Origin of the sequence: Rhizobium sp. GN54 (genome assembly GCF_021026345.1) — a bacterium.
Classification (GTDB): Bacteria; Pseudomonadota; Alphaproteobacteria; order Rhizobiales; family Rhizobiaceae; genus Mycoplana.
On record NZ_JAJNCZ010000002.1, the window covers coordinates 188,909 to 210,369 of the forward strand.

Consider the following 21,461-nt stretch of genomic DNA (forward strand, 5'->3'; position numbering starts at 1 on the left):
CCCGGATCGGGTCCGGGGAGACGCGGATAGGGAGCGCCCGACAAGAACGCGTTCACCGGCAAACAAAAACGCCGCGGTGGTTGCCGCGGCGTTTGTCGTTTCCGGGTGTCGGTTCAGCCGAAGCTCAGACCTCTTCCTTGCCCGAGAGCAGGATGCAGGCGAGCGTGATCACCGCGGAGATGCCGAGGTAGTAGCCGACATAGGTCATGCCGTAGTTGGCCTGCAGGTAGGTCGCGATGTAGGGCGCCAGCGAGGCGCCGAAGATGCCGGCGAAGTTGAAGGTGATCGACGAGCCGGTATAGCGGACCTTGGTCGGGAAGGGGGCGGCGAGCGCCGTGCCGATCAGGCCATAGGTCATGCCCATCAGCGCCATGCCGACGATCACGAAGACGATGATGCCGCCTTCGCCGCCGGTCATCAGGCCCGGCAGGAAGAAGGAGAAGACGCCGATCAGCACCGTGGTGGCGATCAGCACCTCGCGGCGCCCGTACTTCTCGGCGAGCTTGCCGGCAAGCGGGATGAACAGGCCGAACAGCACCGAGCCCACGATCTGGATCTCGAGGGCCTCGACGAAGGGGATGCCGACGACCTTGACGTTGTAGGAGAGCAGGTAGGCCGAGCCGATGTAGAACAGCACGAAGGTGGCAAGCGCCACGAAGGTGCCGAGGACGAGGCTGCGCTTGTGGTTGCGGAACAGTTCCGCAACGGGCACTTCCACCCGCTCCTTCTTGTCGATCGCCTTCTGGAAGGCCGGCGTTTCGGTGATCGACAGGCGGACCCAAAGGCCAACGGCGATCAGCACGATCGAGGCGATGAACGGAACGCGCCACCCCCAGCCGAGCAGCGATTCCTGCGACATGAAGTGCAACAGCACCCAGAACACGCCCGATGACAGGAACAGGCCGACCGGAGCGCCGAGCTGCGGGAACATGCCGTACCAGCTGCGCTTGCCGGGGGGCGCGTTTTCGGTTGCGAGCAGGACGGCGCCGCCCCATTCGCCGCCGAGGCCGAAGCCCTGGCCGAAGCGGCACAGCGCCAGGAGCAGCGGCGCCAGCACGCCGATGGTCTCGTAGGTCGGCAGCAGTCCGATGATGACGGTGGAAATCCCCATCGTCAGAAGGGCCGCCACCAGCGTCGTCTTCCGTCCGATGCGGTCGCCGTAGTGGCCGAACACGATCGCGCCGAGCGGACGGGCGAAGAATGCGATCGAAAAGGTGGCGAAGGAGGCGAGCAGCGCGGTGGTCGGATCGCTGTTGGGGAAGAACAGCGCGGGGAACACGAGCACCGCTGCTGTTGCGTAGACGTAGAAATCGAAAAACTCGATGGTCGTACCGACCAGGCTTGCAAAAAGGACACGCGCCGGGGAGTTCACGGCGGAGGTAGTCGAATGCGTCGCGGTCGGTGACACCGTTATGGGAGTGTCACTCATTGATCTTCTCTCAACTGTTTCTTGAATGTCAGTGCCGTCTTGGGAGGCAGCGCGCCCCTCATACGGCACGCACGGCAATTGTGAAACAACAAATATGCCGCAGGACGGTCGCTGCGATAATTTTCGTACCGTTCAGGCGTGTCGTGGCGACATTTTCGGTCGCATGTTCTTGCGGAACGGCGCGAGCGCAGGATGACGTGCAACTTATGGTGAGCGATTTCCCAACAAATTGTTAACTTCGGCGGTCCTAGATAGGGCCAGTGGGGGCCGCACATGATCGAGCGCGTCAAAGCCTGGGTGACCGACCAGCTTGCCTTGGGGGAGTTTTCCTCGCGCGAGCAGGTGTTGCGGCGTTCGCTCGTCATGGCCCTGCGCATCGCCGCGCTCGCCTACTGCATCAACGTCGCCGCCCATCTCGTCCTCCATGGCGTGGGGCTGCTTCCCTACGATCTGGCGAAGGCGCTGGTGATCGCCACCGTCCTGACGCCGCTGGTGTCCCTGCCGGTCGCCGTTGCCGCCTATTATGTGGTCGGGCACGCCGTCTACGAGCTGGCCTTGTCGCGCGCCGAATTCGAGCGCCTGAGCCGGACGGATTCGCTGTCGGGGCTCCTGAACCGGCGCGCCTTCCTCGAGGCCATCGAGACCGCCGTGTCGCCGGCCGCCCTTGCGATCTTCGACGTCGACCGGTTCAAGTCGATCAACGACACGCTCGGCCATGTGGCGGGCGACGAGGTCATCGTTTCGATCGCCGGCAGGCTCGAAGCGCTCGCCGGTGGACGCCACATCGTCTCGCGCATCGGCGGCGAGGAATATGCGGTTCTGGTGTGCGGGCTGTCGCCGGACGAGACTCTGGGGCTGGTCGAGGATGCCCGCAGCCTCATCGAAGCCCGGCCGATCGCCTGCGGAACGGGCTCCATCGCCGTCACCGTTTCGGTGGGTGTCGCGGATTTCGTGCCGGGACGGGACTTCGACGACCTCTTCTCCCATGCAGACCGGGCGCTCTACCTCGCCAAGGTTTCCGGCCGCAACCGCGTCGTGCACGAGCGCGAGGTCGGGGGCGTCGCTCCGCCTGCCCGATACGAGACGCCGTTCGACGGGATCATCCGCGACCGGGTGGGGTTGGCGTCGTGACAATGGTTGCCGCACGGCATCAACCGAAAGCCTGAGTTTATTTCACCGGCGCCCTGTGCGCAGAGTCCTGTTTCAATCAACGCCGCGTGCCTCGATCGGGCAGGGCAGTTCGGGGAGGTGCGCATGATCAGGAAGCTTGCTGCGGAATTTCTGGGTACGTTCTGGTTGGTGTTCGGCGGCTGCGGCAGCGCGGTGCTGGCAGCCGCCTTTCCGGAGGTCGGCATCGGCCTGCTCGGCGTGTCGCTGGCGTTCGGCCTGACGGTGCTGACCATGGCCTATGCGGTTGGCGGCATTTCGGGCGGCCACTTCAATCCGGCCGTGTCCGTCGGCCTGACGGTTGCCGGAAAGTTCCCGGCGTCGGCGCTGGTGCCCTATGTGGTGACGCAGGTCGCAGGCGCGATCGTCGCAGCCCTCGTCCTCTATTTCATCGCCACCGGCAAGCCCGGCTTCGAGCTCGGCGGCTTCGCCTCCAACGGTTACGGCGAACACTCGCCGGGCGGATACTCTGTCACCTCCGCCTTCCTGATCGAGGTAGTGATGACCTTCATGTTCGTCTTCATCATCCTCGGCTCCACCCATGGCCGCGTGCCCGTCGGCTTCGCGCCGATCGCGATCGGGCTGACGCTGACGCTGATCCATCTGGTCTCGATCCCCGTCACCAACACTTCGGTCAATCCGGCCCGCTCGACCGGCGTCGCCCTGATCGTCGGCGACTGGGCGATCGCCCAGCTCTGGCTCTTCTGGCTCGCCCCGATCATCGGCGGCGCCCTCGGCGCTCTGGCCTGGAAAGCGGTCGGCGAGGACGACTGAGATCCGCATTTTCCCGGCGTGAAACGTCGCCCGCTCCGGTGTCCGGGGCGGGCGCATTCATTTCTCTTCCTCGTGTGTCGGAGCTTGCATTGCCGGCAACTCTCTGATTCCAAGGAGAGAATCCCTGCCGCGGCTTGATTCGGGAATGATGCGTTTACGATTTCATCGCGGGCCGGTTAACGAAAGTAAACGCTTCATTAACCATAATGCCGTTGTAGTGACGGGGAGGCGGAAATTCGAGTCGCCGGCGCCGATCGAGGTCAGGCCCGGGCAAGGAAATCCGGTCAATGTGAGAGATCGAGTCCAGGGGTGAAGATGAGCAAGCATGTCGCGGTGCTGATGGGTGGAATTTCCTCCGAACGGCCCGTAAGCCTTTCGTCCGGCAACGCCTGTGCGGATGCCCTCGAGGCGCATGGCTACCGCGTCACCCGGGTCGATGTCGGCTATGACGTCGCCACGGTCCTTGCCGAACTTGCGCCGGACGTCGCCTTCAATGCCCTGCATGGCCCCTTCGGCGAGGACGGCAAGATTCAGGGCATCCTGGAATACCTGCAGATCCCCTATACGCATTCCGGCGTCCTTTCGTCGGCGCTGGCGATGGACAAGGCGCAGGCGAAGATCGTCGCCAAAGCCGCGGGCATCCCCGTCGCCGAGGCGAAGCTGATGAACCGGTTCGACATCACCTCGGCGCATCCGATGAAGCCCCCCTATGTGGTCAAGCCGGTGCGCGAGGGGTCGAGCTTTGGCGTCGTCATCGTCAAGGAGGACCAACCGCATCCGCCGCAGGTCGTCACCTCGGCCGACTGGCGCTACGGCGACGACGTCATGGTCGAGCGCTACGTCTATGGTCGCGAGTTGACCTGCGGGGTGATGGGCAATGTCGCGCTCGGCGTCACCGAGGTGGTGCCGCAGGGACACGGCTTCTACGATTACGATGCAAAATACGAGAAAGGCGGCTCGAGACACGTCCTTCCGGCACAAATTTCACCAAATATTTACCAAAAAATACAAACACTCGCACTCAAGGCGCATCAAGCGATCGGGTGCCGCGGCGTCAGCAGATCGGACTTCCGGTACGACGACCGCTTCTCCGAAAATGGCGAGATCGTGTGGCTGGAAATCAATACGCAGCCCGGCATGACCCCGACATCCCTGGTGCCCGAAATGGCCGTCCATGCCGGCCATTCCTTTGGTGAATTCTTGAGTTGGATGGTGGAGGACGCGTCTTGTTTGCGTTGACCGGCAGAAAGAGAGGCAGAGCGCGCCGGATGGACACCGCAGGGCTTGCGGAGGCCGAGGGCGGCCGCGTGCTGCCGCGTCCGCTGCGTCGCGTCGTGCGCCTTGCCGTCGGTCTCGCGGTCGGCCGGGTGACGATCCCGCGCCATGCCGGCACGGTGGCCGCGGTGTCCTTCTTCGCTGCCACCGGCTTCTACGGCATGTCGCTTGGCGGCCATAGCCAGGACTTCGCGCAGACGACCACGACCGCGGTCGGGTTCGCCATCGACGACGTCAAGGTTTCCGGCGCCCGCGAAACCTCGGAGATCGAGATCCTCGAACTGCTCGGCCTGGACGGCACGACCTCGCTCGTGGCGCTCGACGTCGAGGAGGCTCGCCGGAAGCTGTCGGAACTGCCCTGGGTCGAGCATGTCTCCGTGCGCAAGGTCTATCCCGGAACGATCGAGGTGGCGCTGAAAGAGCGCAGCGCCTTCGGCATCTGGCAGCACGGCAACGACCTGTCCCTGATCGAGAAGAATGGCAGCGTAATCGCGCCGCTGCGCGACAGCAAGTTTTCCGCGCTGCCGCTGTTCGTCGGCCGTGACGCCGAAGCCGCCGCCGCCGAGTTCGAGAAGCAGTTCGAGGCCTGGCCGGACGTCAAGGCGCGCGTGAAGGCCTATGTCCGCGTCGCCGGCCGCCGCTGGGACCTGCGCCTGGACAACGGCGTCGTCGTCATGCTGCCGGAGACCAACGTGCCGCGCGCCATGGCGGTCCTCGCAAGGTTCGAGGCGGAGCAGGGGATCCTGGAGCGCGACATCGCCGCCGTGGACCTGAGGCTGGAAGACCGCACCACCGTTCGACTGACAGAGGGTGCCGCTGAGCGCCGCAAGAAGGTGCTGGAGCAGCGGACGAAGGAATTGAAGAAGGTGACCGACCGCTCATGAGTATCTTCGGTTCCTCCCATTTTGGCCTGCCGCGCCTGAAGCCGCTCAATTCGAAGCGGTCGCACATTGTCTCGGTGCTCGACATCGGTTCGACCAAGGTCGTCTGCATGATCGGTCGGCTGACGCCGCGCCCGGAGAGCGAGATCCTGCCGGGGCGCACCCATTCGATCGAGGTCATCGGCATCGGCCACCAGCGCTCGCGCGGCGTCAAGAACGGCGTGATCGCCGATCTCGATGCGGCCGAGAGCGTCGTCCGGCTGGCGGTCGACGCCGCCGAGCGGATGGCCGGGCTGACGATCGACAGCCTGATCGTCAACGTCTCGGCCGGGCGCCTGCAGAGCGACATCTATACCGGCACGATCGATCTCGGCGGACAGGAAGTCGAGGCGGCCGACCTGCGCAAGGTGCTGACGGCGGCGGGCCAGCGTTCGCTGCGCCAGGACCGGGCGATCCTGCATTCGCTGCCGACCGGCTATTCGCTGGACGGCGAGCGCGGCATCCGCGATCCGCTGTCGATGTATGGCGACGTCCTCGGCGTCGACATGCACGTGCTGACGGCCGAGCGCACGGCGCTGAAGAACCTCGAGCTCTGCGTCAACCGCGCCCATCTTTCGGTCGAGGGCATGGTGGCGACCCCCTATGCCAGTGGTCTTTCGGCGCTGGTCGACGACGAAGTCGAGCTCGGCTGCGCCTGCATCGACATGGGCGGCGGCACGACGGCGATCTCGGTCTTTGCCGAGGGCAAGCTGGTGCATGCCGACGCCGTGGCGCTCGGCGGCCATCACGTCACCACCGACATCGCCCGCGGCCTCTCCACCCGGATCGAGGATGCGGAGCGGCTGAAGGTCGTGCACGGCTCGGCGCTGCCGAATGCGTCCGACGAAAGCGATATCGTCGCCGTCCCGCCGATCGGCGAGGACGACCGCGACCAGCCGACCCATGTGCCGCGGGCACTGCTGTCGCGCATCGTCCGCGCCCGCATCGAGGAGACGCTTGAGCTGATCCGCGACCGGATCCAGCGCTCCGGCTTCTCGCCGATCGTGGGCAAGCGAATCGTGCTGACGGGCGGTGCCAGCCAGCTCACGGGACTGCCGGAAGCCGCGCGCCGGATTCTGGCGCGCAACGTTCGCGTCGGGCGTCCGCTCGGCGTGTCGGGCCTGCCAGCCGCGGCCAAGGGTGCGGCGTTTTCCACGGCGGTGGGCCTGATGATCTATCCGCAGGTGGCGGAGTTGGAAGCGCATTCGACGCAGGGCGGCATGCTTGCGTCGCTTGCAGGAGGAAACGGCCGCATTGCCCGCATGGGGCAATGGCTGAAGGAGAGTTTCTGACGGGTTGCCGCCGGGTAGTTGCGTAGGCGGGTTACGGAATTAGGGAACATGGCCGGTGTGGCGACGCGGGCCGGAACAGACAAAAGGAACATCGACAATGACCATCAAGCTGCAGAAGCCGGACATCACTGAGCTGAAGCCCCGCATCACCGTCTTCGGTGTCGGCGGCGGCGGCGGCAACGCTGTCAACAACATGATCACCGCGGGGCTGCAGGGCGTCGATTTCGTCGTCGCCAACACGGATGCCCAGGCACTGACCATGACCAAGGCCGAGCGCATCATCCAGATGGGCGCGCAGGTCACCGAGGGCCTCGGCGCCGGTTCGCAGCCCGAGGTCGGCCGTGCGGCCGCCGAGGAGTGCATTGACGAGATCATCGACCACCTGAACGGCACGCACATGTGCTTTGTCACCGCCGGCATGGGCGGCGGCACCGGCACGGGGGCTGCCCCGATCGTCGCGCAGGCGGCCCGCAACAAGGGCATCCTGACCGTTGGCGTCGTCACCAAGCCGTTCCACTTCGAAGGCGGCCGCCGCATGCGTCTCGCCGAACAGGGTATCCAGGAGCTGCAGAAGTCGGTCGACACGCTGATCGTGATCCCGAACCAGAACCTGTTCCGGATCGCCAACGACAAGACCACCTTCGCCGACGCGTTTGCGATGGCCGACCAGGTGCTCTATTCGGGCGTCGCCTGCATCACCGACCTGATGGTCAAGGAAGGCCTGATCAACCTCGACTTCGCCGACGTCCGCTCGGTGATGCGCGAGATGGGTCGCGCCATGATGGGCACCGGCGAGGCATCGGGCGAGGGCCGCGCGATGGCCGCAGCCGAGGCCGCGATCGCCAACCCGCTCCTCGACGAGACCTCGATGAAGGGCGCGCAGGGCCTCCTGATCTCCATCACCGGCGGCCGTGACCTGACGCTGTTCGAAGTCGACGAGGCTGCGACCCGCATCCGCGAGGAAGTCGATCCGGACGCCAACATCATCCTCGGCGCCACCTTCGACGAGGAACTCGAAGGCCTGATCCGCGTCTCCGTGGTCGCCACCGGCATCGACCGGGCGACGTCGCAGGACGCCGGCCGCACCGCCGACTTTCGCCCGGTGAACAAGCCGCTGGTGCGCCCGTCGGCCGCCGTTCCGCCGCATCCGCAGGTCGCCCCGGCGCCGCAGCCGGTCGCAGCCGCACCGGTCATGACGCAGCCCGTGGCGCCGCAGCCGGCACGCGTGGCCGACCCGGTCGCCGAGACGATCCGCCAGGCCGAGATCGGCCTCGAGCGCGAACTGGCCCTGCCGGACGCCAAGCCGGCGCCCGCCCCGCAGGAAGAGTTCCGCCCGCAGAGCCGGATCTTCGCCTCCGCTCCGGCCGAAGCCCCGGTCATGGCTCCGGTTGCCGCACGCCCGGCGCCGGCTCCGCAGCCGCAGTACCAGCCGGCCCCGGTCCAGCAGCGCGCCGAGCCTGCGGCCCCGGTCATCCGCCAGGAGCCGGTCGCCAGCCGCATGCCGAAGATCGAGGACTTCCCGCCGGTGGTGCAGGCCGAGATGGAGCACCGCGTCCAGCCGGCGCAGGCCCAGCCGGAGGAACGCGGCCCGATGGGACTCCTGAAGCGCATCACGTCCTCTCTCGCGCGCCGCGACGAGGAGGAGCAGCCGGCAGCAGAAGCCGCCGCCCCGCAGCGCCGGGCGATGTCGCCGGAAGCGAGCATCTACGCACCGCGCCGGGGACAGCTCGACGACCATGGTCGTGCCACGCCGCAGCCGCGGGCGCTCAGCGAGGACGACCAGCTGGAGATTCCCGCCTTCCTGCGCCGCCAGTCGAACTAGGGCTGTCACCATTGTTGCAAACGAAGGCCCGGACCGTCTGTCCGGGCCTTCTTTTTTATCAAATCTTTCAGTAGTTTGAGTGGTCTCTGTGGGGCGTAACAAAACGAAAGAAACAGTGATTTGTAACAATTCAGGCGCGCAACTACATTCCGGCCAGAAACGCCGCCAGCGCATTGATTCACGGGCGATTTTTACAGGCCTGGCGCAGTCTCTGCTGCAACGCTCCGATTTCCCGCTTCGACGGTCGAGGAGCACGCGAAGCAAAACGACAACAAAATAGTGACGATCGGCCCGGTGCCGGTGATAAGATAAGGCGAATTAGAAGATGTCCATCAGCTTGCTGGGTTTTCAGACGACGATCTCGAGCCCGGTTACGATCTCGGGAACAGGCGTCCATTCCGGCGCGGTCGTTTCCATTACCTTTCATCCGGCCGAGGCCGACAGCGGCATCGTCTTCCAGCGCCTTCACGACAACGGGTCCGTGAGCGAATACCGCGCCGTTTCCTCGCAGGTGGGCAACACCGACCTCTGCACCGTTCTCGGCTTCTCGCCGGACAAGTCCATCGCCACCATCGAGCACGTCATGGCAGCGCTCTATGCGCTCTCGCTCGACAACGTGCTGATCGAGGTCCAGGGCGCCGAGATGCCGATCATGGACGGCAGCTCCGCTCCCTTCATCGATGCAATCGACCAGGTCGGCCTGCGGCCGCTCGCGGTCAAGCGCCGCTACATCCGCGTGGTCAAGCCGGTCCGCGTCGAGGCCGGTTCGTCCTGGGCGGAGTTTTCGCCGCATGACGGCACCCGCTTCGAGGTCGAGATCGATTTCGATTGCCCGCTGATCGGCCGCCAGGCCTGGAAGGGCGAGTTGACGCCTGCGACCTTCCGCAGCGAGCTGTCGCGCGCCCGGACCTTCGGCTTCATGCGTGACGTCGAACGCCTCTGGGCGGCCGGCTATGCGCTCGGCTCCTCGCTTGAGAACTCGGTCGTCATCTCCGACGACAACGCCGTGATCAACATCGAGGGCCTGCGCTACGACGGCGACGAGTTCGCCCGTCACAAGACGCTGGACGCCGTCGGCGACCTGGCGCTTGCCGGCGCGCAGTTCATCGGCTGCTACCGCTCCTACCGCGGCGGCCACAAGATGAACGCGATGGCGCTGAAGGCGCTGCTCAACGATCGCACGGCCTACGAGGTCGTCGAGGCTTCGGTCCCGCGCGCTCGCGCCGGCAAACGCGAGCTCATCACCGTGAACGCACCGGAGTTCGCTCCCTGGTCCGCCTGAGGGCCGGGAGCATTCCCGATCGCACGGTGCTTCACACTTTCTTTGCCATAAAAATGCGTTAATGCAGCGGCATGGCGTTGCGGTATGCGCGGGATTGGGGATAGAACGCGTTCAATGAACGGCGCTCGAACAGGGCGCCGCGATGATTTTGGGATTGTCAGATGAAATTTGCAGGGATTGTTGGTGCCAAGCATTGGACGCGGATTGCCTGCGTCGCCCTCCTGTCCACGGTGCCGCTGGCGCTGACGGCATGCCAAAGCGATCCCGACATCGACATCACCAAGCTTTCGGCCGAGACCGATCCGCCTGAGGTTCTCTACAACCAGGGGCTGGCGAACCTCAATGCCGGCAACGTCACCGAGGCCTCGCGCAAGTTCGCCGCGATCGACCGGCAGCACCCGTTCTCCGAATATGCCCGCAAGGCGCTGGTGATGAGCGCCTTTGTGAACTATCGCCAGGGCGCCAACCAGGAGGCGATCACCGCCGGCCAGCGCTACCTCAAGCTCTATCCGGAGTCCGAGGATGCGGCGTATGCGCAGTACATCGTCGGGCTGGCCTATGCCAAGCAGATCCCGAGCGTGACACAGGACCAGCGTCCGGCCACGCAGACGATCGAGGCGATGCAGGCGGTCGTCACTAAGTACCCCGATTCGGAGTATGTCGAGGACGCGCAGGCCAAGATCCGCTTTGCGCGCGACCAGCTCGCCGGCAAGGAGATGCAGGTCGGCCGCTACTATCTCGAGCGCAAGGAATACCTGGCGGCGATCACCCGCTTCCGCACCGTCGTCGAGCAGTACGGCACGACGAACCAGGTGGAGGAAGCGCTCGCGCGCCTCGTCGAATCCTATTATGCAATGGGTATTACCAGCGAAGCGCAGACCGCTGCCGCCGTTCTCGGCCACAACTATCCGGACAGCCAGTGGTATGCGGATTCCTACAAGCTGCTGCAGTCGAAGGGGCTGGAGCCGCGCGAGAATGCTGGTTCCTGGATTTCGCGCGCCGGCAAGGCCCTCATCGGCGCCTGAGCAAAGAGATATGACCTCGGATGCTGGCACAGCTTTCGATCCGCGATATCGTCCTGATCGAACGGCTTGACCTCGCTTTCGATGGCGGGCTCTCGGTGCTGACCGGCGAAACCGGCGCCGGAAAATCCATCCTGCTCGATTCACTCTCGCTCGCGCTCGGCGGGCGCGGCGACGGCTCGCTGGTCCGCCACGGGCTGGACAAGGGCCAGGTGACGGCCGTGTTCGACGTGCCGACGGGGCACGCGGCCCGCACGCTCCTGCGCGACAACGCCATCGACGACGACGGCGACCTGATCTTCCGCCGCGTGCAGTCGGCCGACGGCCGCACCAAGGCCTATGTCAACGACCAACCGGTCTCCGTCCAGCTGATGCGGCAGGCGGGGCAGTTGCTCGTCGAGATCCACGGCCAGCACGATGATCGCGCGCTGATCGACACAGATGCGCACCGCGTTCTGCTCGACGCCTTCGGCGGCCTTGGCGAGACGGTGGCGGACGTCTCCCGCCTCTACCAGAACTGGAAGGATGCCGAGCGCGCGCTGCGTCGCCACCGCGAAAAGGTGGAGGCGGCCGCGCGCGAGGCCGACTATATCCGCTCCTCCGTAGACGAACTGGAGAAGCTCTCGCCGCAGGACGGCGAAGAGGAGGTGCTTGCGGAAGAACGCGCGCGGATGATGAAGGCCGAGCGGATCGCCGGCGACATCAACGAGGCGAGCGATTTCCTGAACGGCAACGCCTCGCCGGTTCCCGTCATCGCCTCGATGGTGCGGCGGCTGGAGCGCAAGAGCCAGGAGGCGCCGGGTCTTTTGGAGGAGACGGTCGAGCTGCTCGGCCGCGCCGTCGACCAACTCTCGGACGCGCAGATGGCGGTGGAGGTGGCGCTGCGCAAGACCGAGTTCGATCCGAAGCTTCTGGAGCGCACCGAGGAGCGGCTGTTTGCGCTCCGCGCCGCCTCGCGGAAATATTCCGTACCCGTCTCCGGCCTGCCGGCGCTGGCCGTGCGGATGATCGCGGATCTCGCCGATCTCGATGCGGGCGAGGAGAAGCTGAACCGGCTGGAACAGGCCCTGGGCGAGATGCGGGCTGCCTTCGACGCCGCCGCGCGCGCGCTGTCGGAGCGCCGTCACCATACGGCCGAGGCGCTCGCCGGCGCGGTGATGGCGGAGCTTCCGGCGCTCAAGCTGGAGCGCGCCCGCTTCATGGTCAACATCACCACCGATCCCGACGGCGGGGCGGAGGAGGGGATCGACACCGTCGAATTCCATGTCCAGACCAATCCGGGCACGCGCCCCGGCCCGATCATGAAGGTCGCCTCCGGCGGCGAGCTCTCGCGTTTCCTGCTGGCGCTGAAGGTGGCGCTTGCCGACCGCGGCTCGGCGCCGACGCTCGTCTTCGACGAGATCGACACCGGCGTCGGCGGGGCGGTGGCGGATGCGATCGGCCAGCGGCTGAAGCGGTTGTCGTCGACAGTGCAGGTGCTTTCCGTCACCCATGCGCCGCAGGTGGCGGCGCGTGCTGCCACGCATCTTCTGATCTCCAAGGGGCCGGTCGACGGCGGCGAGGCGATCGCCACCCGCGTGGCCCGGATGGATGACGGCGCCCGTACCGAGGAAATCGCCCGCATGCTCGCCGGCGCGTCGGTCACCGAGGAGGCGAGGGCGGCGGCGGCGCGGCTCCTGTCCGGCGGCGGCTGACCGAGGCTGCCGAGCCTCAAGATGCCTCTGCAGCGGCGGGTGCCCAAATCTTCGTGAGGACTGCGCCCGAGGCTGCTTTTCTTTTTACTGCCATGCTCTAAAAACCAGACGAACCTTTCTGGAGCAGCGCGATGTCCGTCGAGAAAATCCCCGTCGAGAACCTGACAGAAGAACAGGCGGCGGCCGAGCTGGCCTTTCTTGCAGCCGAGATCTCCAGGAACGACGTGCTCTACCATGGCCAGGACCGGCCGGAGATCTCGGACGCCGACTATGACGCGCTGAAGCGGCGCAACGATGCGATCGAGGCGCGGTTCCCGCAACTCGTGCGCGCCGACAGCCCTTCGATCAAGGTTGGCGCCGCGCCGCTTGCGACCTTTGCGCCGATCACCCATTCGCGGCCGATGCTGTCGCTCGACAACACGTTTTCCGACGGGGACGTGCGCGACTTCGTCGCTTCCGTCTACCGCTTCCTCGGGCTTCTGCCGGACGGATCGATCGCGTTTACCGCCGAACCGAAGATCGATGGGCTTTCGATGTCGATCCGCTACGAGCAGGGGCGCCTCGTCAATGCGGCGACCCGCGGCGACGGCACGACCGGCGAAAACGTCACCGAGAACGTCAGGACCATCAGGGAGATCCCCGACCGCCTGCCGGCCGGCGTGCCGGATGTGGTGGAGGTCCGCGGCGAGGTCTATATGAGCAAGGCCGAGTTTCTGGCGCTCAACGAGAAGATGGCGGCGGAAGGCAAGCAGACCTACGTCAATCCGCGCAACACGGCGGCAGGATCGCTGCGCCAGCTCGATGCGAAGGTGACGGCAAGCCGCAACCTGAAGTTCTTCGCCTATGCCTGGGGCGAGATGTCCGCCATGCCGGCCGATACGCAGATGGGCATGGTCGAGACGTTCAGGGATTGGGGCTTTCCGGTCAATCCGCTGATGAAGCGGCTGACCTCGGTGGAAGACATCATCGCCCACTATGCCGAGATCGGCCTGAAGCGCCCGGATCTCGACTACGAGATCGACGGTGTCGTCTACAAGGTCGACCGGCTGGACCTGCAGGCGCGTCTCGGCTTCCGCTCGCGCAGCCCGCGCTGGGCGACGGCGCACAAGTTCCCGGCCGAGCAGGCGTTCACGAAGGTCGAGAAGATCGATATCCAAGTGGGGCGCACCGGCGCGCTGACGCCGGTGGCGCGGCTCACCCCGGTCACCGTCGGCGGCGTCGTCGTGACGAATGCGACGCTGCATAACGAAGACTACATCAAGGGCCTCGGCAATTCCGGCGAGCGCATCCGCGACGACGGCCACGACATCCGCATCGGCGACACGGTGATCGTGCAGCGGGCAGGGGACGTCATCCCGCAGGTGCTCGACGTGGTGATGGAGAAGCGGCCGGCGGATGCCGTGCCCTACGAGTTTCCGAAGACCTGCCCGGTCTGCGGCAGCCATGCGGTGCGCGACATCAACGAGAAGTCCGGCAAGGTGGATGCGGTGCGCCGCTGCACCGGCGGCTTCGTCTGCCGGGCGCAGGCGGTGGAGCACCTGAAGCACTTCGTCTCACGCAACGCCTACGACATCGAGGGGCTCGGCTCCAAGCAGATCGATTTCTTCTTCGAGGCGGAGGATCCGGCATTGTCGATCCGCACCGCGCCCGAGATCTTCACGCTGAAGCGGCGGCAGGAGACTTCGCTGACCAAGCTGGAGAACATCGACGGCTTCGGCAAGGTGAGCGTGAAGAAGCTGTTCGACGCGATCGACGAGCGGCGGACGATCGCGCTCAACCGCTTCATCTACGCGCTCGGCATCCGCCATGTCGGCGAGACGACGGCCAAGCTGCTCGCGCGTGCCTACGGCACCTATGCGGCCTTCGAGGCGGGGATGAAGGGGGCGGCCACGTTTTCGGGCGAGGCGTGGGCGGAGCTCAACAGCATCGACGGCATCGGCGAGGTGGTCGCCCGCGCCATCGTGGAGTTCTACAAGGAGCCGCGCAACCTCGACGTGATCGGGCGACTTATCGAAGAGGTCACGCCGGAAGCTGCCGAGGCGCCCGTTGCCAGCGACAGCCCGGTTGCCGGCAAGACAGTGGTCTTCACCGGAACGCTGGAGAAGATGACGCGTGACGAGGCCAAGGCGATGGCCGAGCGGCTTGGCGCCAAGGTATCGGGCTCGGTGTCGAAAAAGACGGATCTCGTCGTGGCCGGCCCGGGCGCGGGCTCCAAGCTCGACAAGGCACGGGAATTCGGCGTCGAGGTGATCGACGAGGACCAGTGGCTGGAGCGCGCCAAGGCCTGAGCGGATGGGGGGCCAGCGGCGTGGGCTACGCCAGGTCTCAGTGGTCCCGGCGGCGGCGGTCGGGGCCTTCGTGGATGACCACCAGCGCGCCGATCATCGTGGCGCCTTCCGAATAACAGGGCGTCAGCCGCCGGCGGATCACGACGAGGTTGCCGTCCCGCTCGCGGGCATTGGTGTATTCGACGGTCTCGCCCGCAAAACAGCGGTCGAGATTGCCCTTGATAACGTTGTTGAAGTGATCGGCGCCGACGATGTCGCGCACGTGCCGCCCGACCAGTTCGTGCGGCTTGCGCTTCAGCCGTGCCGCATCGGTGGCATTGGCGTAGAGATAGCGATAGTCGGTGGTCACGACCGAGACGCGCTCGGCCAGCGTATCGAGCTGGCCGATGTCCAGTACCCCGTTGCGGACCGGCGCGGACAGGGCGGGCAGGCCGTTCTGATCGGCCGGCCGGGTGCGGACGGTGATGTATCGCCGGAGGAGCAGTTCGATCAGGTCGGCATTGTTGCGGACGCTCGAGGCGTCTTCTGCCTCCTCGCGCAAAAGCCGCAGCAGGGCGGTGAACTGCGCCTGCTGCTCGGCCGCGTCCTGCGTCTGGTGGTCGACCAGCGCCGTCAGCGCGTTCGTCAGTTCCCGGTCCATACGGTGGACGAGCGGCATGTCTTCTGCGTCGATGGCGTCGTGCAGGCGACGGTAGCGTTCCCAGAACTCCTCGGTCAGCCTGTCCATGGAGAGGGACAGGAGACTGTTCCGGCCCATATTTGGTTTCGTTTCTGCCATTCAGCCCGCCACGTCGCGCCGCCCCCGTCCTGATTCGAAAATCCTGTGGCGCTGCAGCGACAATATGATTCTTCCGGCAGGTGGTGAAGGGGGAAAACGGCAAAATACGCCCATTCGTTGCGCGAATCGGCGAAGCGACAGCCCAATCCTCGATTGCGAGACGTGGTCGGGACGCCATCAGGGACGCGATGAGAGAGGCGGGAAGGCGGCAGGCACATGCCGCCTTCCGGGCGTCAGCCGTTGGACTTGCGCGCCTTCCGCTTGGGCGATGCAGCCTTGGCCGGATGGTCCTGGCGGGGTGGCTTGTCGGCGAAGGCGCCGTCCTTGAAGGACTTGGCCTTGCCCTTGAAGTCCGCCGTCTTGCCCTTGAAGCCGGCGGGCTTGCCGGGACGCTCGTCCCGGTCCTGGGGGGACCGGCTGCGGCCTTCGGCCTGGGCGGCCTTCTCCCAGCCCTTGCGGGCGGGTTTGCCGGCGAAATCGGCGCGGGCAGGCCTGTCGGAGGCCCGCTCGCGCGGGCCGTTCTCGCGCTCGCCTGCGAAATCCCGATCCTTCCGCGGGCCGCGGCCGGGGCGGTCGCCTGCCGGCTTGCCGCGTGTCATGTCCGGTGCACCGTCGAGCTTCGTCAGGCGAATGCCCTTCTCGATGATCTGCTTCGGGCCGATCCTTTCGAGGAAGGCCTCTGCGGAGGCTTCGGCGAGCTCGACATAGGTTTCGTCCTGCTGCATGCGGATTGCGCCGATCTCGTTGCGGGTGATGCCGCCGGCCCGGCAGAGCATCGGGATCAGCCAGCGCGGCTCGGCGTTCTGCTTGCGGCCAACGGAGATCGAGATCCAGCGGCCGGGGCCGAAGGCGTCGCGCGGCGGGCGGGGCGCCGGTTCTCCGGCTTCGCCCGACCGGCGTTCGCGGGCGGGGCGGCGTTGCGTAAGATCGACTTCCCGCAGATCCTCCGGCGCAGACCGGCCCTTGCGGTAGAGACGCACGAAGGCTGCGGCGATCTGGCGGGCGTCGAGGGTCGAAAGAAGGGTGTCGGTGAATTCCGCCTCGTCGTCGGCCACCGGCTCGGCCAGCACCGGATCGGCCAGAAGCCGCTCGTCGTCGCGGCGAAGGATCTCGTCAGCGGACGGCGGGTTCGCCCATTCGGCCGTGATCTTGGCTGTCGCCAGCAGGCGCTCGGCGCGGCGGATCGCCGGCACCGGAACGATCAGCGCGCTCACGCCCTTCCGTCCCGCCCGCCCGGTGCGGCCGCTCCTGTGCAGCAGCGTCTCCGGATTGGTCGGAAGGTCGGCATGGACGACGAGTTCGAGATTGGGCAGGTCGATGCCGCGGGCGGCGACGTCGGTTGCGATGCACACCCGGGCGCGGCCGTCGCGCATCGCCTGCAGGGCGTGGGTCCGCTCGTTCTGCGACAGCTCGCCGGAGAGTGCTACGACGGAGAAGCCACGATTGTTCAGGCGCGCGGTCAGGTGGTTGACGGCGGCACGGGTCGAGCAGAAGACGATCGCCGTCGGGGCCTCGTAGAAGCGCAGCACGTTGATGATGGCATTCTCGCGGTCATGTGGGGTGACCGCCAGCGCGCGATAGGCGATGTCGCCGTGCTGGCCCTTCTCGGCCGCCGTCGTCACGCGCACGGCGTCGCGCTGGTAGTTGCGCGCGAGTTCCTCGATGGCGCGGGGAACGGTCGCCGAGAACATCAGCGTGCGGCGTTCGTCCGGCGCGGCCTCGAGAATGAATTCCAGGTCTTCGCGGAAGCCGAGGTCGAGCATCTCGTCGGCCTCGTCGAGCACCACCGCCTTCAGCCGGGAAAGATCCAGCGCGCCGCGGTCGATATGGTCGCGCAGGCGGCCGGGGGTTCCAACGACGATCTGGGCGCCGCGTTCGAGCGCACGGCGTTCGGTGCGGATGTCCATGCCGCCGACGCAGGAGGCGATCACGGCGCCCGTCTCGCCATAGAGCCATTCGAGCTCGCGCTTCACCTGCAGGGCGAGCTCGCGCGTCGGCGCGATCGCCAGCGCCAGCGGCACGGACGCCCGGCCGAAGCGCTCCTCGCCGTCGAGCAGGGTCGGCGCAAAGGCGAGCCCGAAGGCCACCGTCTTGCCCGAGCCGGTCTGGGCGGAAACGAGCAGGTCCGCGCCTTCGAGGTCGGGATCGGCCACTGCCTTCTGCACAGGGGTCAGCGTCGTGTAGCCGCGTTTCGCCAACGCGCTTGCCATCGCCGGAACGAGGCGTTCGTAATCGGTCATGTCTGGTCTTTCGATATTGTGAGGCGCGCTGCCTGGTAACGGCTCACGTGCCTTCCGTGTCTCTTCCTGTGCATGGAGCGGTCCCGAAACCGCTGCACGTCTTCGGGGGCGCATGCGTCAGGTCCGGCCCGGACGTGCGGGCGCATTGCTCCGGCTCTCCGGCCGTCTGCGATTGGCGCGTTCGTAGCGGGAAGCGGCGCAAAAGTACAGATAGAATATCGGCTGCCGCATTGGCTGCCGCGAGGCCGTGTGCGGACAGGAGGCCAGTCGGAGTTCGGCGCGGCGGGAGATTGTGTTTTTGCGCTGCACAAGCTAGAAAGCGCCGCTGCCGCGAAAGAGCCGAGAGGCTACCGGCGGCGGCACCTTTGGGAGGAGGTGTGGCGCAGACGGGTCGGGCCGGCAGCGATGTGCGGCGGGGCCGGTGCGCGGCAGTGAAATTCGTGCTGGCCCTGGCGGATCGCTCATCTTCCGTGGTCAGCCAGGCTGGAGGATCCGCCTCGATGCAGACCGTCACCACGATCGAAGGCTTGCGTGCGGCGCTGGCGCCGTTTCGCGCCAGCGGCAAGTCCGTCGGCCTCGTGCCGACGATGGGTTACCTTCACGTCGGCCACATGGAGCTCGTGCGGCGCGCACGCGCCGAGAACGACGTCGTCGTCGCCTCGATCTTCGTCAATCCGCTGCAATTCGGCGCCGGCGAGGACCTGACACGCTATCCGCGCGACCTGCCGCGCGACGAAAAGATGCTCGAAGAGGGGGGCGTCGACTTCGTGTTCGCGCCCGGTGTTTCGGATATGTATCCTCGCCCGATGGCGACGGTCGTCGATGTGCCCACGCTCGGCGCCGAACTCGAGGGCTCCGTGCGGCCCGGCCATTTCTCCGGGGTCTGTACGGTCGTTACCAAGCTCTTCAACATCGTCGGCCCGGACCGCGCCTATTTCGGCGAGAAGGACTTCCAGCAGCTGACGATCATCCGCCGCATGGTCGAGGACCTGGCGCAGCCGGTCGAGGTGGTCGGGGTGGCGACTGTCCGCGAGGCGGACGGGCTCGCATGCTCGTCGCGCAACGTCTACCTGAATGCCGAGCAGAGGGCGGCGGCGGTGATCGTGCCGAAGGCGCTGGCGGAGGCCGAGCGGCTCATCGGCGCCGGCGAGACCAGCCCGCGCGCCGTCGAGGACGGCGTTCGCGCCTTCATCGCCGCCGAACCGCTGGCGAATGCGGAAATCGTGGCGCTGCGGCACCCCGAAATGCTCACCGAGGTCGCAGAAATCGGTCCCGGACCGGTTCTTTTGTTGCTTTTCGTCCGGATCGGGAGCACGAAGCTGCTCGACAACCGGATTATCGGCCAGAACGTGCAGAATTCAGCGAAGGTAGCCTGACAATGAGCGTGCATGCAGCGAAACGGCGCCTTGCGCCCGCGGAAATCCGGGCCCTGAAGGGCCAGCGGCCGATCGTCAGCCTGACGGCCTATACGACGCCGATCGCCAAGCTGCTCGATCCGCATGTGGACTTCATGCTGGTCGGGGATTCGCTCGGCATGGTGGTCTACGGGCTCGATTCCACCGTCGGCGTGACGCTGGAGATGATGATCGCGCACGGCCAGGCGGTGATGCGCGGATCGGACAAGGCCTGCGTCGTGGTCGACCTGCCGTTCGGCTCCTATCAGGAATCGAAGGAGCAGGCGTTCCACAGCGCCGCGCGCGTGCTGAAGGAGACCGGCTGCAGCGCGGTCAAGCTCGAGGGCGGCGCGGAGATGGCCGAGACCGTCGATTTCCTCACCCGGCGGGGCATTCCGGTGCTCGGCCATGTCGGGCTGATGCCACAACTGATCAACACCACCGGCGGCTACCGCTCGCTCGGGCGCAGCGACAAGGAAGCCGACAAGATCCGCCGCGACGCCAAGGCGATCGACGATGCGGGCGCGTTCGCGATCGTCATCGAGGGCACGGTCGAACCGCTCGCCCGCGAGATCACGGAGTCGGTCAAGGCGCCGACGATCGGCATCGGCGCGTCGCCGGCCTGCGACGGCCAGGTGCTGGTCGTGGACGATGCGCTCGGCATCTTCACCGACTTCAAGCCGCGCTTCGTCAAGCGCTTCGCCGACCTCGCGCCGCAGATCAGCGAAGCCTTTGCGGCCTATGCCGAGGAGGTGAGGGCGCGGACCTTCCCCGCCCAGGAACACACGTTCCAGGTGAAGGCCAAGTCCTGATCCCGGAAGGACGACCCGGCTGCGGCCGGATCAACGGTTCAACGAAATCGATCGATACTTCAGCCATATTCAATTGCGCTGAGGGGTGCGGGGGACTACAGCGGTTCCACGTGAGGGCAGAGGTGCGCGCCAGGTGAACAAGGCTGATTTTTTCGAGGGCGTGCGCAACGGCACGCCGGTGTTCCTGTCGGCGGCGCCGTTCGGCGCACTGTTCGGCGCGATCGCGGTTGCCAACGGCCAGACGATCGCGGAGGCCGTGCTGATGAGCATGACGATCTTCGCCGGCGCCAGCCAGCTGGTCGGCATCGAGCTGTTCGGTCAGAACATCGCGCCCTGGGTCATCGTGCTGTCGATCTTCGCGGTGAACTTCCGCCACATCCTCTATTCGGCGGCGATGACGCCGTTCGTCAGGCATTTCTCGCCGGCGGAAAAGTTCTTCGCCTTCTTTGTCCTTACCGATCCGCAATTCGCCGAAACGCTGCGGCGCGGTGAATCGGGCCGCAAGGTCAGCTTCGCCTGGTATATCGGCTTTGCGCTGGTCATCTATATTCCCTGGCAGGTGATGACCGCGCTCGGCGGCGTCTTCGGCCAGCTCATCGGCGATCCGAAGGTGATCGGCATCGACGTGCTGCTGCCGATCTATTTCATGGCGCTGGTGCTCGGCTTCCGCAAGCGGCCGAACTTCCTCTCCGTGGTCGCGGTGAGCGGCGCGGTCTCGGTGATCGCCTATCACACCGTCGGCTCTCCCTGGCATGTCAGCATCGGCGCGCTTGCCGGCATGGCGCTCGCCGCCGTGCTGCCGGTCAAGCGCGGCCCGGCGTCGCGCGACGCGGCGAGGGAGGGCTGAAATGGGCGCGTTCTTTCATGCCGACATGATCGCGATCATCCTTGCGGGTGCCGTCGCGACCTTCCTGACGCGCATCGGCGGATACTGGCTGGTGATGCGGATGAAGACGATCCCGCCGCGGCTGGAGGCGGCGCTGAACGCCGTGCCGGCGGCGGTGCTGACGACGCTCGTGGCGCCCGCCTTCTTCACCGGCGGCCCCGACGTGCAGGTGGCGATGGCAGCGGCCCTGATCGCAAGCCTCAGGTTCTCCGTGCTGCCGATGCTGGCGATCGGCTGGTGCGCGGTGATGCTGATGCGCTACGCCCTCGGCGTCTGAAGAAGACCTTCCGGAAGAGAGCGAATTTCCGCCCGTGCCGGTATCCGGCGGGCGGATGCTGCGCTCTTGACATGAGAACCACCGATCACGGAACAGCCCGTTTGCAGAA

Annotated in this window: 17 protein-coding genes; 14 read left to right on the forward strand and 3 right to left on the reverse strand. The window is 66.3% G+C overall.

Annotated features, from left to right (window positions below):
• Positions 1-124: 124 nt before the first annotated feature.
• Entirely contained in the window at positions 125-1,429 is a 1,305-nt protein-coding gene (locus tag LQK81_RS06935) for an MFS transporter (protein ID WP_230804761.1), read from the reverse strand.
• Positions 1,430-1,702: 273 nt separating this feature from the next.
• Between LQK81_RS06935 and LQK81_RS06940 the strand changes: the two genes are divergently transcribed.
• The 10 genes from LQK81_RS06940 (at position 1,703) to ligA (ending at position 14,965) form a co-directional block, all read left to right on the forward strand.
• On the forward strand, positions 1,703-2,560 hold the full coding sequence (locus tag LQK81_RS06940; RefSeq protein ID WP_230804762.1) for a GGDEF domain-containing protein: 858 nt from the start codon (positions 1,703-1,705) through the stop codon (positions 2,558-2,560).
• Positions 2,561-2,683: 123 nt separating this feature from the next.
• Positions 2,684-3,370 (forward strand): aquaporin Z, encoded by a 687-nt coding sequence (gene aqpZ, locus LQK81_RS06945; RefSeq protein WP_230804763.1) that lies wholly within the window; start codon positions 2,684-2,686, stop codon positions 3,368-3,370.
• A gap of 315 nt (positions 3,371-3,685) precedes the next feature.
• On the forward strand, positions 3,686-4,609 hold the full coding sequence (locus LQK81_RS06950) for a D-alanine--D-alanine ligase (protein WP_230804766.1): 924 nt from the start codon (positions 3,686-3,688) through the stop codon (positions 4,607-4,609).
• The gene (locus tag LQK81_RS06955; RefSeq protein ID WP_230804767.1) at positions 4,597-5,529 is read left to right on the forward strand and encodes a cell division protein FtsQ/DivIB; all 933 of its coding nucleotides are present in this window, start codon (positions 4,597-4,599) and stop codon (positions 5,527-5,529) included. The genes LQK81_RS06950 and LQK81_RS06955 overlap by 13 nt, the downstream gene beginning before the upstream one ends.
• Entirely contained in the window at positions 5,526-6,857 is a 1,332-nt protein-coding gene (gene ftsA, locus LQK81_RS06960; RefSeq protein WP_230804768.1) for a cell division protein FtsA, read from the forward strand. Before LQK81_RS06955 ends, ftsA begins: the two co-directional genes overlap by 4 nt.
• A gap of 97 nt (positions 6,858-6,954) precedes the next feature.
• Positions 6,955-8,679, forward strand: a complete 1,725-nt coding sequence (ftsZ, locus tag LQK81_RS06965) for a cell division protein FtsZ (RefSeq protein WP_230804769.1) — start codon at positions 6,955-6,957, stop codon at positions 8,677-8,679.
• Positions 8,680-9,004: 325 nt separating this feature from the next.
• On the forward strand, positions 9,005-9,961 hold the full coding sequence (gene lpxC / locus LQK81_RS06970) for a UDP-3-O-acyl-N-acetylglucosamine deacetylase (RefSeq protein ID WP_230804770.1): 957 nt from the start codon (positions 9,005-9,007) through the stop codon (positions 9,959-9,961).
• 161 nt (positions 9,962-10,122) lie between these two features.
• Complete coding sequence (locus LQK81_RS06975; protein WP_230804772.1) at positions 10,123-10,986, forward strand: outer membrane protein assembly factor BamD; 864 nt, start codon at positions 10,123-10,125, stop codon at positions 10,984-10,986.
• Positions 10,987-11,006: 20 nt separating this feature from the next.
• A complete protein-coding gene (gene recN, locus LQK81_RS06980) occupies positions 11,007-12,677 on the forward strand; it encodes a DNA repair protein RecN (protein WP_230804774.1) in 1,671 nt (556 codons plus the stop codon).
• Positions 12,678-12,808: 131 nt separating this feature from the next.
• Entirely contained in the window at positions 12,809-14,965 is a 2,157-nt protein-coding gene (gene ligA, locus LQK81_RS06985; RefSeq protein WP_230804776.1) for an NAD-dependent DNA ligase LigA, read from the forward strand.
• 37 nt (positions 14,966-15,002) lie between these two features.
• On the opposite strand, the gene LQK81_RS06990 is transcribed toward ligA, so the two are convergent.
• Together LQK81_RS06990 and LQK81_RS06995 are read right to left on the reverse strand one after the other, a co-directional pair.
• Complete coding sequence (locus LQK81_RS06990; RefSeq protein WP_230804778.1) at positions 15,003-15,722, reverse strand: PAS domain-containing protein; 720 nt, start codon at positions 15,720-15,722, stop codon at positions 15,003-15,005.
• Between the two features lie 254 nt (positions 15,723-15,976).
• Positions 15,977-17,983, reverse strand: coding sequence for a DEAD/DEAH box helicase (locus LQK81_RS06995; protein ID WP_230804781.1), 2,007 nt, complete (start codon positions 17,981-17,983; stop codon positions 15,977-15,979).
• A gap of 500 nt (positions 17,984-18,483) precedes the next feature.
• On the opposite strand from LQK81_RS06995, the gene panC reads away from it, so the two are divergent.
• The 4 genes from panC to LQK81_RS07015 all read left to right on the forward strand — a co-directional run bounded on the left by panC (position 18,484) and on the right by LQK81_RS07015 (position 21,352).
• Positions 18,484-19,359, forward strand: coding sequence for a pantoate--beta-alanine ligase (gene panC / locus LQK81_RS07000; RefSeq protein ID WP_230804783.1), 876 nt, complete (start codon positions 18,484-18,486; stop codon positions 19,357-19,359).
• A 2-nt stretch (positions 19,360-19,361) separates the two neighbouring features.
• A complete protein-coding gene (gene panB, locus LQK81_RS07005; RefSeq protein WP_230804785.1) occupies positions 19,362-20,189 on the forward strand; it encodes a 3-methyl-2-oxobutanoate hydroxymethyltransferase in 828 nt (275 codons plus the stop codon).
• A 133-nt stretch (positions 20,190-20,322) separates the two neighbouring features.
• Positions 20,323-21,036 carry an AzlC family ABC transporter permease gene (locus tag LQK81_RS07010; protein WP_230804787.1) on the forward strand — a complete coding sequence of 238 codons (714 nt, stop codon included), beginning with the start codon at positions 20,323-20,325 and terminating at the stop codon, positions 21,034-21,036.
• A 1-nt stretch (position 21,037) separates the two neighbouring features.
• Positions 21,038-21,352, forward strand: coding sequence for an AzlD family protein (locus tag LQK81_RS07015; protein WP_230804789.1), 315 nt, complete (start codon positions 21,038-21,040; stop codon positions 21,350-21,352).
• Positions 21,353-21,461: the final 109 nt, after the last annotated feature.

Bases quoted from the DNA above. Each gene is read 5' to 3' on its own strand.
- LQK81_RS06935 (WP_230804761.1), bottom strand. From the start codon at position 1,429: ATGAGTGACACTCCCATAACGGTGTCACCGACCGCGACGCATTCGACT.
- LQK81_RS06940 (WP_230804762.1), top strand. From the start codon at position 1,703: ATGATCGAGCGCGTCAAAGCCTGGGTGACCGACCAGCTTGCCTTGGGG.
- aqpZ (WP_230804763.1), top strand. From the start codon at position 2,684: ATGATCAGGAAGCTTGCTGCGGAATTTCTGGGTACGTTCTGGTTGGTG.
- LQK81_RS06950 (WP_230804766.1), top strand. From the start codon at position 3,686: ATGAGCAAGCATGTCGCGGTGCTGATGGGTGGAATTTCCTCCGAACGG.
- ftsA (WP_230804768.1), top strand. From the start codon at position 5,526: ATGAGTATCTTCGGTTCCTCCCATTTTGGCCTGCCGCGCCTGAAGCCG.
- ftsZ (WP_230804769.1), top strand. From the start codon at position 6,955: ATGACCATCAAGCTGCAGAAGCCGGACATCACTGAGCTGAAGCCCCGC.
- lpxC (WP_230804770.1), top strand. From the start codon at position 9,005: ATGTCCATCAGCTTGCTGGGTTTTCAGACGACGATCTCGAGCCCGGTT.
- LQK81_RS06975 (WP_230804772.1), top strand. From the start codon at position 10,123: ATGAAATTTGCAGGGATTGTTGGTGCCAAGCATTGGACGCGGATTGCC.
- recN (WP_230804774.1), top strand. From the start codon at position 11,007: ATGCTGGCACAGCTTTCGATCCGCGATATCGTCCTGATCGAACGGCTT.
- ligA (WP_230804776.1), top strand. From the start codon at position 12,809: ATGTCCGTCGAGAAAATCCCCGTCGAGAACCTGACAGAAGAACAGGCG.
- LQK81_RS06990 (WP_230804778.1), bottom strand. From the start codon at position 15,722: ATGGGCCGGAACAGTCTCCTGTCCCTCTCCATGGACAGGCTGACCGAG.
- LQK81_RS06995 (WP_230804781.1), bottom strand. From the start codon at position 17,983: ATGACCGATTACGAACGCCTCGTTCCGGCGATGGCAAGCGCGTTGGCG.
- panC (WP_230804783.1), top strand. From the start codon at position 18,484: ATGCAGACCGTCACCACGATCGAAGGCTTGCGTGCGGCGCTGGCGCCG.
- panB (WP_230804785.1), top strand. From the start codon at position 19,362: ATGAGCGTGCATGCAGCGAAACGGCGCCTTGCGCCCGCGGAAATCCGG.
- LQK81_RS07015 (WP_230804789.1), top strand. From the start codon at position 21,038: ATGGGCGCGTTCTTTCATGCCGACATGATCGCGATCATCCTTGCGGGT.